Raw genomic sequence first — 15,077 nt, 5'->3', positions numbered from 1 at the left:
GTAATTTAATTACACGAATGGATGTCTATATGACATTTTATGGCGCTGTCAATTCGCTGCGTCGCGGCATGACGGGATTTACGCGAGATCTTTTCCCTGTCACGCTCTGGCCATGACGCAAACGATTTCAATGCCGATCTGGGTGTTCGTCCTTATGGTCCTGTTCGCCGCAGTGACCTTTGCATCGCATTTTCTGTTTCCATCCGTACGCTGGTTTTTCCGTAAGCGCGCTGAACGTGTGATCGCGCGGGTCAATGAACGGTTGCAGCGTCCAATCGAGCCATTCAAGCTCGCCCGCCGCTATGACATGATCCAACGGCTGATCTACGACCCGGAGGTGACGCAGGCGATTGTTGAGCATGCGCACAAGGAAAAGATCCCAGAGAATGTAGCCTTTGAACAAGCGCGTCGTTACGCGAGAGAGATTGTACCGGGGTTTTCTGCGACTGCTTATTTTAGCATTGGTATCCGCTTGGCGCGTTGGCTGTCGAAGTCACTTTACCGGATCAAGCTAGGCACGTTCGACCGTAAGCGTCTTGAAGAGATTGATCCTGATGCGGCCGTGGTTTTTGTGATCAATCACCGCAGCAACATGGACTATGTGCTGGTCACTTATCTGGCCGCCAATGCAGGTGCGCTGTCTTATGCTGTAGGTGAATGGGCACGGGTTTGGCCCTTGTCTGCAATCATTCGCGCAATGGGGGCCTATTTTATCCGTCGCAGGTCGCGGGGTGCGCTTTATCGTAAGGTTTTGGCGCGTTATGTGCAAATGGCGACGCGCGGTGGTGTCAGCCAAGCGGTGTTTCCTGAAGGCGGGTTAAGTCTGAATGGGTTGTTGGCCCCGCCGCGGATGGGATTGCTCAATTACATCGTTGACGATTTCGATCCTGAGGCACGCGAGGTGATCTTTGTTCCGGTCGCGGTCAATTATGATCGCGTTTTGGAAGACACGATCCTAATCGCCGCCGACAAATCGGGGACGCGCAAGTTTAAGCCGCCGCTGTTAGGTGTGCTCCTACGGGTTGCCCGCCATGTGGGTCTGCGGCTGACAGGCCGCTTTCGTGGCTTTGGTGTGGCCTCCGTTAGTTTCGGTGAACCGCTTGAGCTATCCAAATTCCATGCCGATGGTAGCGAAGACCTGACCGAGCAGATCGCCAATGAGCTGATGAAACGGATTGCGGATGTTACGCCCGTTGTTGGCGTGCCATTGGTCGCGCGGCACATTTTGCAAACGGCCCCGGTTAGCTTGCAGGCGTTGGAGGCATCGGTTGGTCGTTCAATCGCGTTGCTGAAAGATCGCGGGCTTCCTTCACCAAAGCGGGACGCGCACGATGTTGTTCATGATGCGTTGAGCCGGTTGCGGGCGCGCAACTTGGTGACAGCATCCGACGAAAATATTGCGGTCACCGCACTGGGACAGAATATCCTGACCTTCTATGCGAACTCCATTGCGCATCATTTCGATGCAGTTGCAGCAACAGAGAGCGATTTTTCTGCAGTTGCAGAGTAATTAAATTACAAAATATGACTTATTAAGGTTGCAAAGTTACTTTCATGTGGCGTATTCAATCTCCGACCCGACCGATTCTGCGGTGCGGCAACACTGGAACCTGAGTGATGGAGACTGAGATGGCCCTGGACCAAACGGCTTACACGGCACCTGAAAAAGACCTGTATGAAGTGGGAGAGATGCCACCAATGGGTCACGTACCCGCGCAGATGCACGCTTGGACTATTCGCCGCGAGCGGCATGGTGAGCCGGACAAAGCGTTTCAGTTAGAGGTTGTTGATGTACCAAAGCCGGACAGCAATGAGGTTCTGGTCCTCGTGATGGCCGCTGGCGTGAATTACAACGGTGTTTGGGCCGGGCTGGGCGTTCCGATCAGCCCCTTTGATGTTCATAAAGCCGAGTTCCATATTGCGGGGTCCGACGCGGCCGGCATCGTCTGGGCCGTGGGTGACAAGGTCAAACGCTGGAAGGTGGGCGATGAAGTTGTCATCCATTGCAACCAGGATGATGGCGACGATGAACACTGTAACGGTGGCGATCCGATGTATTCGGAAAGTCAGCGGATTTGGGGGTACGAGACACCTGATGGATCCTTTGCGCAGTTTACCTGCGTGCAATCCCAGCAGTTGATGCACCGTCCGCAGCACCTGACATGGGAAGAAAGTGCTTGTTATACGCTGACGCTTGCCACTGCATATCGCATGCTGTTCGGGCATGAGCCACATGACCTGAAGCCCGGTCAAAACGTTCTGGTCTGGGGCGCATCTGGCGGTCTGGGGTCTTACGCGATCCAATTGATCAACACGGCAGGCGCAAATGCGATTGGTGTAATCAGCGACGAAAGCAAGCGTGAGTTTGTCATGTCGCTGGGTGCTAAAGGTGTCATCAACCGCAACGATTTTGATTGCTGGGGCCAATTGCCTACAGTGAACACGCCTGAATACAACACATGGCTGAAAGAGGCGCGTAAGTTCGGCAAGGCGATTTGGGAGATTACCGGCAAAGGCGTCAACGTTGACATGGTGTTCGAACACCCCGGCGAGGCGACCTTTCCAGTTTCATCACTGGTCTGCAAAAAGGGCGGCATGGTTGTGATTTGTGCAGGCACCACCGGGTTCAACTGTACATTTGATGTTCGCTATATGTGGATGCATCAGAAACGCCTGCAAGGCAGCCACTTTGCCCATCTTGCGCAGGCCAGTGCCGCCAACAAGTTGATGCTTGAGCAGCGTCTAGATCCATGCATGTCCGAGTGTTTTGATTGGGGTGCTATCCCTGCGGCCCATACCAAGATGCGTCGGAACGAACATAAACCCGGCAATATGTCTGTGTTGGTGCAAGCTCCAAAGACAGGGTTACGCACGTTCGAAGATACGCTGGAGGCATCACGCGACCGGTAAAGCGCCGCAATCCCCAAGCACGGCGCGGTTGGGCACAACCGCGCCCTTTTTTATTGCGAAAAACACGAATTTTCGTTACACACGTATAGGTTGTTAAGCATTCTTTAAGGAAATATGGGGACGGTGGCGCATGGGACGAGATTGGATCATCGATGTGCTGGCCGATCTGCGCAGTTTTGCGCGTGACAATGATTTGCCGCTCCTCTCTGCGCAATTGGAAGAAGCGGGGCTTGTCGCAGAGGTCGAGATTGCCTCGCATTCTGATGCTTCTGTTTCGCAAAAGCGTGGTGAACAGGATAGCGTTCTTGGTATCCCGACCAAACTGGGCATGATCCGCCGCACCTGATACCGCGCCTGTTGCGAATGCGCTAGCGGCCCATGTGTCGTATAGATACAGTCGCAAGCATGAATGCACCCACTATCACATTTTCTGAAGATCAGGCCGAAGCCTGGGATACTGTTGCTATTGCCCTGCGCCAATCCGGTATTGATCTTGATGATAGCCTGCTGCAACCGCCGCAGTCTGATACGACATCTGTGATGGCGGTCATCGGCAAGGCGGGTTCCGGCAAGACGATGTTGCTGGCCAAGCTGTATCACGCGCTGGATCAGGCAGGTGTCGATGTCATTTCTGGCGATTGGGAAGGGCGCAAACGCAAGGACCGGCGGACCTTGGCGATTTTAGCACCGACCAATAAGGCGGCCAGCGTATTGCGCAACCATGGTGTGCCAGCGACGACGATCCACCGTATTCTTTATACGCCGGTCTATGATCCTGAATATGAAAAGGTTGCTGAATGGTTGGCCGGGCAGGGCGAAAAGCCCGAAATTGAGGGGCTGACTGAAATCGCCTTGGACCGGGCTTTTGCATCCTATCAGGCCAATAAGTCGGTGCCTGCCGCTCTGGCTGCGGCAGGGCTGCGGGGGAGCGATTTCATCACCGGCTGGAAACGGCGTGAAGAGCCGCTGGATATTGGTTTTGTCGATGAAAGCTCGATGCTGGATGAAAAACAGTTCGAGGATCTCAAAGAGATTTTTCCCACGCTTTTGTTGTTTGGTGATCCGGCACAATTGCCCCCCGTCCAATCATCAGGCGGCATGGTGTTTGAAACACTGCCTGCACCACGGGTCCTGACACTCAACCGCATTCACCGGCAGGATGCAGGCAACCCGATCCTTGATCTTGCCCATGCGCTGGCCGATCCGCAGCTGGATTTTTATGCCTTTGAGCGAATGGTAGAAGATGCATCGAAAGCCGACGAACGGGTCGTCATGGCCCAGCGGGTTGAGGCAGATTTGATGGCGCGTTCCCCTTGTCTGGTCTGGCGCAATGCCACCCGGATCAGATTAATCCATGCCTTTCGTGCTGCATTTGACGCGCCGGGGGATGAGTTGCTGACAGGTGAGCCGCTGATTTGTGACGGCATTGAGCTGCCGCTCAAGCACCGCAAAAAGCGGCTTGATCTTGAAGCGCGCGGACTGATCAAAGGCGCGCAGGTGATCTATCTTGGGCCGGGGCGTAAGCCGGGGTTTTCGCGGCTGCATGTGATGGGTGCCGAAGACCCGCAAGTAAGTGCGGCAAGCATTGTGAAGATTGAACAGGAGGGCGATGAAGAACCCTTTATCCCTTTCGCGGCAAGGATGGGTGCTACCTTTCTGCATGGAGCGGCGGTGACCATTCATAAAGCACAGGGATCGCAGTGGGACACTGTGCAGGTCTTTGCCCCGGATATCTATGCAGCGTCGCGTATGGGTCGGGTAGAGGCCGGGCAACCGCTCTGGAAGCGATTGGCTTATGTCGCGATCACGCGGGCGGAAACGCAGCTGCGTTGGGTTGTCCGAAACCGCCTTGCGCGTCCGCAGGGTGCGTTGCGTGTGGATGATCTCGAAGTGCCCGCAGCGCCGTTAGAATTGAAGAGCGAAGAGATATGAAATCAATCATTGTCACCGGTGCAAGCAGCGGCATTGGCCGCGTCACGGCGGAGTATTTTTTGACCCAAGGTTGGCGTGTTGGCCTCATCGCGCGGCGCGCAGATGCTTTGGCAGAGGTCACCCATGAGAATGCGGTCTTGATGCCTTGCGATGTGACGGATGAGCACGCAGTTGATAGGGCCTTTGCGGGTTTTGAGCATTTGGACGTGCTCTTTAACAATGCTGGCATGTTCGGTCCGCAGACAACAATTGATGAGGTTGCGCTGGATGATTGGAAGCAGGTTGTCGATGTGAACCTGACCGGTATGTTCCTTTGCGCCCGTGCCGCTTTTCGCCAGATGCGCAGGCAAAACCCGCAGGGTGGGCGGATCATCAACAACGGTTCGATTTCTGCGTTTACCCCACGTGAAGGCTCTGTCTGTTATACGGCGACAAAGCATGGTGTGAGTGGGCTGACCAAGACGCTGTCTCTGGATGGCCGCGCCTTTGATATCGCCTGCGGACAGATTGATATTGGCAATGCACGCACCGATCTGGTGTTGAACCTTGAAAAGACCCGCGCGGCCCAAGGGCTTGATCCGCTACCAAGCATGGCGGTTGAAGATGTGGCGCGATCTGTCTTTCACATGGCCACGCTGCCACCAGAGGCGAATGTCCAATCCATGATGGTGATGGCGACAAAGATGCCGCATATCGGGCGCGGTTAACGGCGGAACACACTAAACGCGGCAGAAGCACCCCAACCTGCTGCAATCGCGATCGACAGTGACATCAGACCGTAAAGAAACGGGTTGTCATGGGCGAGGTTATAGAGCCAGCGTTCCAATCCTACCTTTTGAACGGGGATATCGGTCACATAGAAATCGACGATCTCGCGCCCCCGTGTCAGGTAAATTTCGGCCTTGTAGTCGCCCTCAGTCAGGTTCGCGGGCAGTGGGATCAGCGTGCGAAACAAGGTGTCTTCCACAACTGATACGCCTGTCGGTAGGGTCTGATAGAGCCCCTGTTGTTCGCGAATGCGAATAAGGGCCTCGGTAAAGTTTTGCGCGCTATCTACGGTCGCACCCACGGACCGGATCGCGCGTGCGGTACTGATCCGGGTGTTCAGGTCTTCGGTGAAGGTTAGGATTTCCGACAATGGTCGGTTCGTGGCGACAGCATAGAAGGTGGGGGCCACATCAACGTCGACGGATGCGCTATTCACCCAGATGCCGAAACGCCGGTCTTTTTTGCGCACGGTCACTGGTTCATCGGGGCCGGCCACGGTGACAATGACGCCAAGATCCCCCTCTGCCTGAACCGGTCCGTCACGTTTGATCGCACCAAAGATCAGGATTTCAGAGCCCTCAAAGGTCGCGGTGATCGAAACCTGATCCCGGCTGAGGCCCAGCACGATCTCTTCGGCGCTGGCGGGCAGGGCAAGCATCACGAACAGGGCGATGAGGCGGATCATGAGTGGCCTCCTGTGCCCAGCGAATAGAGCTCGGATGGCATGACCAGCAAGTCAAAGGCGAGTTTGCCGCAAACCGCGAGAACCATAATCGCAAGCCAGATGCGCAGTTGTTCGGCCTTCATTTTGACGCCAATGCGTGTGCCGATCTGTGCGCCGATGACGCCACCCACCAGCAAAAGAACAGCAAGTACTACATCAACTGTGAAGTTGGTGGTCGCGTGCAGCATTGTGGTGAAGGCGGTCACGAAGATGATCTGAAACAGCGATGTACCGACAACCACTTTTGTTGGCATGCCCAGCAGGTAAATCATTGCAGGCACCATGATAAAGCCACCGCCAACACCCATGATCGCCGCCAGAACACCGACAAGGACACCAACCATAAGTGGCGGAATAACCGATATATAAAGACCCGACACCCGAAACTTCATCTTGAAGGGCAGGTTGTGTACCCAGTTGTGCTTGCGGCGCTTTGGGACGGAACCACCGGGTTTAGAGGCGTTGCGGATCGCCTTGAGGCTTTCGATGAACATCAAAGAGCCGATCATGCCCAAGAACACGACATAGCAAAGCTGTACCAGCAGTTCGACCTGCCCCAGCGATTTGAGGTAGTTGAAGAGGATAATACCAAGGCCAGAACCGATCAGACCACCTATCAACAGGACGGTTCCCATCCTGAGATCAACCGTCTTGCGCTTCAAATGGGCCAGCACACCGGAAAAGGACGAGGCTACAATCTGGTTCGCTTCGGTCGCAACAGCGACCGCTGGTGGAATGCCAATGAAGAACAAAAGCGGTGTCATCAAAAAGCCACCACCGACCCCGAACATGCCCGACAATATGCCCACGATTCCGCCCAACCCCAACAAAAGGAAAATATTCACCGAGATTTCGGCGATGGGGAGGTAAATCTGCATGAACTAAATCCGGGCGCTTGTGCCTCTGGCGTGCACCAAAAACCTATAAGGCGTTTATGTCAAATGATGTGAGGGGAAATATGCTGCGAACGCAGCATTTCCGCAACGTGGACTTATGGGTGCGAAAGCATTGGACTTACGAAATCGACCGCAGATAGTGTCGCAAGACCTTTTCCAGCTTGGCGGCCCCAATGGGGGCCATCGCTTTAGTGTGTTCGTGGCTGATCGACTCGTCACTCATACCAGCCGCCATATTGGTGATGGTTGAGATTGCGGCGGCCTTGAGGCCAAGGAACCGTGCAAGGATGACTTCGGGAACTGTGGACATGCCGACGGCATCTGCGCCTAGCATTTTGATTGCCCGGATTTCGGCCGGGGTTTCAAACGAAGGGCCGGAGTACCAAGCGTAAACGCCATCGGCCATATCAACATCGGCTGCTTTTGCGGCGGCACGTAGCCCTTTGCGGACCTCGGGATCGTATGCGTCTTTCATTGGCACAAAGCGCGCGTCCGTGAGTTCGCCGATCAGAGGATTCAGCCCTGAAAAGTTGATATGGTCAGACAGGCACATGATTGAGCCTGTTGGCATATCGGCCTGCAGGGATCCTGCAGCATTGGTTGCGATCATCGTATCAACGCCAAGTTCTTTCAGAACCTCTAGCGGCAGGCGCATCGCATCACCACGTCCGCTTTCGTAGTAATGTGACCGGCCTCCGAAGACGGCGACACTGACACCTTCAAGGTTACCAATCACGAGGTTTGGGTTGTGGCCAGATACGCCAGCGTGCGGGAAACCCGGCAGGTTATCATAAGGGATCGCCACACCATCGACTTCGTTCGCGATATGCCCAAGGCCAGAGCCGAGGATGAGGCCAATACGTACCGGAGCACCGCCAGTCGCTGCTCTGATCTGTGCCGCGAGGTTTTCAGCGTTCTTTGACATAAGGCTCGCCCCCGGCGCGTGGCGGGATCGCCTTGCCGACGAAACCGGCCAGAATGACGACGGTTAGGATGTAGGGCAGCACATCAAGGAACTGGCCGTTTACCTGGAAGCCTACAACGCCTTCGATCACGTCTGAGCGCAAGGACATGGCTTGCAGAAAACCAAAAAGCAGGCATGCGTAAAGCGCATACCACGGCCGCCACTTGGCGAAGATCAAGGCGGCGAGGGCAATAAAGCCGCGACCTGCGCTCATATCTTTCACAAAACCGGCTTGTAGCGCGGTGGCGAGGTAGGCGCCAGCAATGCCACAAAGGATGCCGCAGATACCGACGGCCGCGAAACGTAGCCAGATAACGGAAACACCTGCGGTATCAACGGCAGCTGGATTTTCACCCACAGCCCGCAGGCGCAGGCCAAACCGGGTCCGAAACAGAATCCACCATGTCAGCGGCACCATAAGAAGGGCGACATAGACAAGAATCGTATGCCCCGAAATCAGTTCGTAGTAGATCGGGCCAAGGATTGGCACGTCTTGCAACGTCTCGGCCAAGGGCAACTGGATGGGGTTGAAGCGGGCGTCGCCGGTCAACTGCGGTGTTCGCCCACCTTGAGCGAACCAGCTTTGTGCAATAACAACTGTCAAACCCGCCGCCAGAAAGTTAATCGCCACCCCAGAAATCAATTGATTGCCGCGGAAGGTGATTGAGGCCAGCCCGTGCACGGCGGACAGGATCATAGACGCGCCGATGCCCGCCAAAAGCCCCAGCCAGACGCTGCCAGACACGGCAGCGATGGCGGCTGATAAGAAGGCGGCTGCCAACATCTTACCCTCTAGCCCGATATCAAAGATACCGGCCCGCTCGGAATAGAGGCCTGCAAGGCAGGCCAGAAGAAGCGGGGTTGCCAGACGCAGGGTTGCGTCCAGCATCTGCAAAAGGGTTGCGAAGTCCATTTAGGCAGCTTTCTCCGACAGAAATGGGAAGAGGGTAAAGAAGCGATCCGCAACCTCTGGATTGCGGTTGAGGGCTGCTTCGGCCTCTGCTTGGGTGATATCAACAGCCTGCGTACGATCGTTACGCAGGAAAAACTGCAAACCCAGCATCGCATCAAACCGCTCATCCGTGATGAAAGGGTCGTGTGGAACCCTGGCCATCACGTTTTCGGCGGGCATCAGCACGCTGGTTGGTTTTTGTAACGCCAGTAGTGCGACAAGATGCGGTGGTACATCGCCTGCTGGAGCCTGATCAATGACATGATGCACCCATTGGTGCAGTTCTTCCATTGTGATCATGCCGAGTGCCAGACAACTGAGCACAAAGCCCAGGTCTGCGCCGGTGTCATCTTCGACACCCACTTTATACTGTCCTGCCATCATTTTTTGCTCTCCTCAATGATAGAAAAAGCCGCTCAAGCGGCATGCGCACCATATTGTCCAGTGCGCCCGTGAAGAGGATTACCAATGCCTGTATTACGATAATCAGCTCACGGGGGATCGACGTCCATAGGGCGAGTTCTGCGCCGCCTTGATATAGAAAGCCGAAAAGAAGGGCCGCCAGTAACACCCCGAAAGGATGGCTGCGCCCCATCAGTGCGACGGCGATGCCGATAAAGCCCGCCCCCTCCACTGCGTTCAGGACCAGCCGTTCGGCCTCGCCCTGTACGTTGTTGATGGCCATCATGCCGGCAAGAGCGCCTGAGATAAGCATGGCAACCATGATAATTTTAGTCGGGCTGATGCCCGCGTATTTGGCGGCTGTTTCCGAATGCCCGAAGGATCGGATTTCATAGCCAAGTCGCGTTTTCCAGATCAGCGCCCAGAGGGCGACGCATGCGGCCAGTGCGACAAAAAAAGTGATGTTGGCGGGTGCGCCACGAAAGAACGTGGTTTCGCCGAAATTGAACATATCCTGAAAGGACGGAAGATGCGTGGCCTCGGGGAATTTAGCCGTTGCAGGCTCCATCCCCGGGGCTTTAAGCGCGCCGATGAGGAAGTAGTTTAGGACAGCGGCTGCAATGAAATTGAACATGATCGTGGTAATCACGACGTGGCTACCGCGCTTGGCTTGCAGGAAGGCGGGGATGGCGGCCCATGCTGCGCCAAAAAGTGCAGCGCCAATGGCAGCACCAAGCAATGCAAACGTCCAGTGCGGCCACGGGATGAAAAGGCAGATGATTGCAACGCCTAGGCCGCCGATCAATGCTTGCCCTTCGCCACCAATGTTGAACAGGCGCGCATGAAAGGCGATAGCCACGGCCAAGCCCGTAAAGATGAAGTTTGTTGCGTAATAAAGCGTATAGCCCCAGCCGTAGGTCGAGCCCAAGGCCCCGTCTACCATCAGCTTGAGCGCCTCCCAAGGGTTTTCACCAATGGCGAGGATCACAAGCGCCGATAAGATCGCAGCTAGCAGGATAGAAATCACAGGGATCAGGACAACATCGGCCCACTTTGGCATTACGTCCATGACCTACACCTCTTTGCCGGCATCACCGCCAGCATGCGCAAGCTGTGCCTCGACAGCCTCGTGCAGGAGCCCACGCGGTTCGGTCGTCATACCCGCCATGAGAAGCCCGAGCTCTTTTTCGTCTGTTTTATCAGGCATACGCTCGCCCATTATTTTTCCGTCAAACATAACGGCAATGCGGTCCGAGAGCGACAAAATTTCTTCTAACTCCACGGAAACTAACAAAATAGCTTTGCCCTGATCCCTAAGTGCAACAATCTGCTGGTGGATAAATTCGATCGCGCCGATGTCCACACCGCGTGTTGGTTGACCGATCAAGAGCAAATCCGGGTTCTGTTCAATCTCCCGTGCAAGCACGATTTTCTGTTGGTTTCCGCCGGAAAAGCTTTTTGCTTCTAGTGTGGGGTCGGGCGGGCGCACGTCGAAACGGGCCATCTTTTCTTCGGTATCCTTGCGGATCGCTGCGTTGTTCATGAACAGTTTAGAACGCTGGTACTCTGCGTCATGGTGATATCCAAACGCGGTGTTTTCCCACGCGTGGAAATCCATAATCAAACCCTCGCGTTGACGGTCCTCTGGCACATGGCTGATCCCGCGCGCGCGGCGGCTCTGCCCGTCTGACTTGGCGCCGGTCAGGTCAATCTCTTCACCGTTGATCTTGACCAAGCCGGTGGCCCTTTCGTACCCACCCAGCACTTCCAGCAGTTCGGATTGCCCGTTCCCTGCCACGCCCGCGATCCCCAAAATCTCGCCTGCATGCACGTCAAAACTGACGCCTTTCAGGCGATGCACGCCCTTGTCGTCGGTGACGTTTAGGTCTTTGACTTCAAGAATTTTCCGGCCGATCTGTGCGGGCACTTTATCGACGCGTAGCAGCACCTTGCGGCCCACCATCAGCTCGGCCAGTTCAGGTGGGCTAGTCTCTGACGTTTTGACGGTCGCGGTCATCTCTCCGCGTCGCATCACACTGACGGTATCGGTGATTTCCATGATCTCGCGCAGCTTATGCGTGATCAGGATGATGGTTTTGCCTTCGCGTTTGAGGTTCTCCAAAATACGGAACAGGTGGTCGGCCTCAGCTGGCGTCAGTACGCCTGTCGGCTCATCAAGGATCAGGATATCGGCTTTGCGGTAAAGCGCTTTGAGAATCTCAACGCGCTGTTGCATGCCCACGCCGACCTCTTCAATCAGGGCGTCAGGATCAACGTTGAGCTCGTATTCCTCAGCAAGGTTTTTCAGTTCGCGCCGCGCGCGTGACAGGGAGGGGCGTAGCAATCCGCTGTCCTCGGCCCCTAGAATAACGTTTTCGAGAACCGTGAAGTTTTCAACCAGTTTGAAGTGCTGGAACACCATTCCAATGCCTGCCGCAATCGCGGCCTGGCTATCAGGAATTGCAGTTTTGCGACCAGAAATGAAGATTTCGCCAGCGTCAGCCTTATAAAACCCGTATAAAATCGACATCAGGGTCGATTTGCCCGCCCCATTCTCTCCGATGATCCCGTGGATCGTGCCGGGCATCACGCGGATGGAGATATCTTTGTTCGCTTGAACAGGGCCGAAGGCTTTGGAAATGCCTTTGAGTTCAATGGCGGGGGCTACGTCGGACATTGGGACACCTGTTGCTTTTATGCAAAAGGCCGCGCGGATTTCTCAGCGCGGCCCTCTATCATGTTGGCCTTAGCGTTGTTTTAGAAGCTGAGCGCTGGGCAGGTTTCGTCGGATGTGTAGTCGTGGACGGCCAGCGTACCCGCCGCCATTTCCGCCGCCGCTGCGTCAACGGTTGCTTTCATCTCATCGGGGACAAGCTCTGCGTTGAATTCGTCAAGCGCATAGCCCACACCTTCGTTCGCAACGCCCATGACGTTAAAGCCGACCTCAAGGTCTTCGCCTTGCGACATGGCTTCATAAACCGCGTTATCCACGCGTTTCATCATGGATGTCAGCACCTCACCCGGGTGCAGGTAGTTTTGGTTGGCGTCCACACCAATCGACAAAATGTCCTGATCCGCTGCCGTTTGCAGAACGCCAACACCTGTACCGCCAGCCGCCGCAAACACAACGTCAGAACCCTGGCTGATCTGTGCTAGCGTCAGTTCGGACCCTTTCACTGGATCGTTCCAAGCGGCAGGCGTTGTGCCTGTCATATTCGCGATTACGGTGACATCTGGGTTCACTGCCATCGCACCTTGGGCGTAGCCACATGCGAATTTGCGGATCAGTGGGATGTCCATGCCGCCGACGAAAGAGACTGTCCCGCTTTCGGATGCCATCGCCGCCATCATACCAACAAGGTAAGAGCCTTCATGCTCGTTAAACACAACAGATCGGACGTTTGGCGCCTCAACAACCATGTCGATGATTGCGAATTTGGTGTCAGGATAGTCGGCTGCGACCTCTGCCAGTGGTGTGGCCCATGAAAAGCCTGCCATGACGATTGGGTTTGCACCAGATTCAGCAAAGCGGCGGATCGCCTGCTCGCGCTGTGCGTCGGATTGGATTTCAACTTCAGCGTAAGAACCGCCAGTTTCTTCGGCCCAACGCTGGGCCCCGTTATAGGCGCTTTCGTTGAAGGATTTGTCGAACTTGCCGCCAAGATCGAACAGGATGGCAGGATCTGCAACGGCAGTTCCGGCTGTCAGCGCCAGTGCGGCAGATGCGCCAAGGAATTTGTGCATAAGTGTCATTGATATTTCTCCCAGGTCGTTACGCGAGGTCTTTTGCGGGCGATACAGGCCCCCTCAGTTAAGGTCTGAGCCGATCTTAGGTCGGTCATCAATTGATAAGGCCTTGCCTTGCAGGGAAGATCAACTGCTTTTTGGCCATAATCGTTTGCCCAGCGGCCAAAATGCAGTGTTATCCACAACCTGACGCAGGGTCAGGTTGTTGTAAGTGACTTGGCGAAGACCAAAGCGGCAATAGGTGCCCCATCTTTGGGCATATAGTAACCCGGACGGCGCCCGATTTGTGCATAGCCGGTGGATGTATAGAGGCTGATGGCGCTTGTGTTGTCCTCGGCCACTTCTAGGAAAACCTTTGTAGCGCCTTGCGATTTCGACTGTGCTTCGCTTTCGGACAGCGTTTTGCGCGCCAATCCCTGCCGCCGTTTTGTAGGGTGTGTTGCAATCGTCAGTATTTCAGCTTCGTCCAGAACGATGCGGAGTAGGGCAAAGCATTGACAATCTCCCTTCACGAGGGTGCCGGGGTGGGCGAGGAGATCGTTGAATTCTGCTGCTGACCAAGCCCGTGTTGTGCTGAATGCAACGGCATGCAGGGCGGCCATATCATCGGGTGTCATGGGAGCAGTACAGGGGCTGGATCACGCGGCGGTGCGGCATCTGCGCTGCGGATGTAGAGCGGGGCGGGGCGCGCGGCTTCATCTTTCAGGCGTGATGCGGCGATGCGGGCGACGGCTGCGATGAGGTTGGCCGCAGGTTTCTGGAGGCCTGCCGGTTGGTCTATCTGCGCAGGGTCCGCTGTGTCGTCTGCCTGAAATGCCTGAACGTAGGATTGGTCACGCGGTGCTGGAATCGTTGCCGTAAACGGCAGGTCTTCACCCAATGCTCGCGCCTCAAATCCATTCACACCGATCGCTGGTTTGCCAAGCCCGAGGGCCAGTCCGCGTGCTGCGGATACCGCAATGCGGATGCCGGTGAAGTTGCCGGGACCGACACCGACGCCGATCCCATCGAGGTCGCGCCATGTCAGATTTTCACCTGCCAACATCTCTTCCAACATGGGCATCAGGTGTTCGGCTTGCCCCTTGGCCATTTCGTCTACGCGGGTCACAACACGGTCGCCCAACAGCAAAGCGGCGGCGCAATGCGCCGCCGATGTATCAAATGCCAGGACGGTTGGTTTAGGCTGCAACGGGCCGCACCTCGACCACCTCTGGGATGTAGTGGCGCAGCAGGTTTTCGATCCCCATTTTCAGGGTTAGCGTGGATGATGGGCAACCAGCACATGCGCCTTGCATGTGCAGATAGACGATGCCGCGCTCGAATCCGTGGAATGTGATATCGCCACCATCTTGCGCCACCGCAGGGCGTACGCGTGTGTCGAGCAGTTCTTTGATCTGGCCCACGATCTCACCGTCTTCGCCGGTATGTTCTGCATGGCCGCTGGCGGGCTTATGATCTTCTGCCATGACCGATTGGCCCGACTGATAATGCTCCATAATCGCGCCCAGAATGCCGGGTTTGATGTGGTCCCATTCTACGTCATCTGCCTTTGTGACCGTCACAAAATCGATGCCGAAGAAAACACCAGTCACACCGCCAGCCGCGAAAACGCGCTTTGCAAGGGGTGAGCTTTCTGCGGCTTCAAGGCTTGGGAAATCAGCCGTGCCGACCTCCAACACGTTCTGGCCGGGCAGAAATTTGAGCGTTGCAGGGTTTGGTGTTGATTCAGTCTGGATGAACATGGGGCCAACCTTTTTTGTCAGGCTTTAGATATGCGCCTCG

Annotated in this window: 16 protein-coding genes; 5 read left to right on the top strand and 11 right to left on the bottom strand. The window is 55.6% G+C overall.

Annotation, left to right across the window (positions count from 1 at the left end):
- Positions 1-112 precede the first annotated feature (112 nt).
- From BC777_RS16325 to BC777_RS16305, 5 genes are all read left to right on the top strand, one after another.
- Complete coding sequence (locus BC777_RS16325) at positions 113-1,510, top strand: 1-acyl-sn-glycerol-3-phosphate acyltransferase (RefSeq protein WP_100369257.1); 1,398 nt, start codon at positions 113-115, stop codon at positions 1,508-1,510.
- Between the two features lie 107 nt (positions 1,511-1,617).
- Positions 1,618-2,910, top strand: a complete 1,293-nt coding sequence (gene ccrA, locus BC777_RS16320) for a crotonyl-CoA carboxylase/reductase (protein WP_375342426.1) — start codon at positions 1,618-1,620, stop codon at positions 2,908-2,910.
- 130 nt (positions 2,911-3,040) lie between these two features.
- Complete coding sequence (locus BC777_RS16315; RefSeq protein ID WP_100369256.1) at positions 3,041-3,256, top strand: hypothetical protein; 216 nt, start codon at positions 3,041-3,043, stop codon at positions 3,254-3,256.
- Positions 3,257-3,315: 59 nt separating this feature from the next.
- Positions 3,316-4,842, top strand: coding sequence for an ATP-dependent DNA helicase (locus tag BC777_RS16310; protein ID WP_100369255.1), 1,527 nt, complete (start codon positions 3,316-3,318; stop codon positions 4,840-4,842).
- On the top strand, positions 4,839-5,549 hold the full coding sequence (locus tag BC777_RS16305; protein ID WP_100369254.1) for an SDR family oxidoreductase: 711 nt from the start codon (positions 4,839-4,841) through the stop codon (positions 5,547-5,549). Before BC777_RS16310 ends, BC777_RS16305 begins: the two co-directional genes overlap by 4 nt.
- Here BC777_RS16305 and BC777_RS16300 read toward each other — a convergent pair.
- From BC777_RS16300 to BC777_RS16250, 11 genes are all read right to left on the bottom strand, one after another.
- Entirely contained in the window at positions 5,546-6,295 is a 750-nt protein-coding gene (locus BC777_RS16300; RefSeq protein ID WP_100369253.1) for a TIGR02186 family protein, read from the bottom strand. The two genes, BC777_RS16305 and BC777_RS16300, sit on opposite strands and share 4 nt — an antisense overlap.
- Positions 6,292-7,212, bottom strand: a complete 921-nt coding sequence (locus BC777_RS16295; protein WP_100369252.1) for a sulfite exporter TauE/SafE family protein — start codon at positions 7,210-7,212, stop codon at positions 6,292-6,294. The genes BC777_RS16300 and BC777_RS16295 overlap by 4 nt, the downstream gene beginning before the upstream one ends.
- A gap of 136 nt (positions 7,213-7,348) precedes the next feature.
- Positions 7,349-8,155, bottom strand: a complete 807-nt coding sequence (locus BC777_RS16290; RefSeq protein ID WP_100369251.1) for a purine-nucleoside phosphorylase — start codon at positions 8,153-8,155, stop codon at positions 7,349-7,351.
- Positions 8,139-9,107, bottom strand: coding sequence for an ABC transporter permease (locus BC777_RS16285; RefSeq protein ID WP_100369250.1), 969 nt, complete (start codon positions 9,105-9,107; stop codon positions 8,139-8,141). The genes BC777_RS16290 and BC777_RS16285 overlap by 17 nt, the downstream gene beginning before the upstream one ends.
- Positions 9,108-9,530 (bottom strand): hypothetical protein, encoded by a 423-nt coding sequence (locus BC777_RS16280; RefSeq protein WP_168769193.1) that lies wholly within the window; start codon positions 9,528-9,530, stop codon positions 9,108-9,110. It lies immediately after the preceding gene.
- Positions 9,511-10,617: an ABC transporter permease gene (locus BC777_RS16275; RefSeq protein WP_100369249.1), complete on the bottom strand. Its 1,107-nt coding sequence runs from the start codon at positions 10,615-10,617 to the stop codon at positions 9,511-9,513. The genes BC777_RS16280 and BC777_RS16275 overlap by 20 nt, the downstream gene beginning before the upstream one ends.
- A 3-nt stretch (positions 10,618-10,620) precedes the next feature.
- On the bottom strand, positions 10,621-12,225 hold the full coding sequence (locus BC777_RS16270; protein ID WP_100369248.1) for an ABC transporter ATP-binding protein: 1,605 nt from the start codon (positions 12,223-12,225) through the stop codon (positions 10,621-10,623).
- Between the two features lie 80 nt (positions 12,226-12,305).
- Positions 12,306-13,301 carry a BMP family lipoprotein gene (locus BC777_RS16265; RefSeq protein WP_100369247.1) on the bottom strand — a complete coding sequence of 332 codons (996 nt, stop codon included), beginning with the start codon at positions 13,299-13,301 and terminating at the stop codon, positions 12,306-12,308.
- A gap of 191 nt (positions 13,302-13,492) precedes the next feature.
- Positions 13,493-13,912 (bottom strand): GNAT family N-acetyltransferase, encoded by a 420-nt coding sequence (locus BC777_RS16260; protein ID WP_100369246.1) that lies wholly within the window; start codon positions 13,910-13,912, stop codon positions 13,493-13,495.
- On the bottom strand, positions 13,909-14,484 hold the full coding sequence (tsaB, locus tag BC777_RS16255) for a tRNA (adenosine(37)-N6)-threonylcarbamoyltransferase complex dimerization subunit type 1 TsaB (protein ID WP_100369245.1): 576 nt from the start codon (positions 14,482-14,484) through the stop codon (positions 13,909-13,911). Before tsaB ends, BC777_RS16260 begins: the two co-directional genes overlap by 4 nt.
- Positions 14,474-15,037, bottom strand: coding sequence for a NifU family protein (locus BC777_RS16250; RefSeq protein WP_100369244.1), 564 nt, complete (start codon positions 15,035-15,037; stop codon positions 14,474-14,476). Before BC777_RS16250 ends, tsaB begins: the two co-directional genes overlap by 11 nt.
- Positions 15,038-15,077: the final 40 nt, after the last annotated feature.

Source organism: Yoonia maricola (assembly GCF_002797915.1).
GTDB lineage: Bacteria > Pseudomonadota > Alphaproteobacteria > Rhodobacterales > Rhodobacteraceae > Yoonia > Yoonia maricola.
This window is presented reverse-complemented; position numbering and strand designations above follow the sequence as displayed.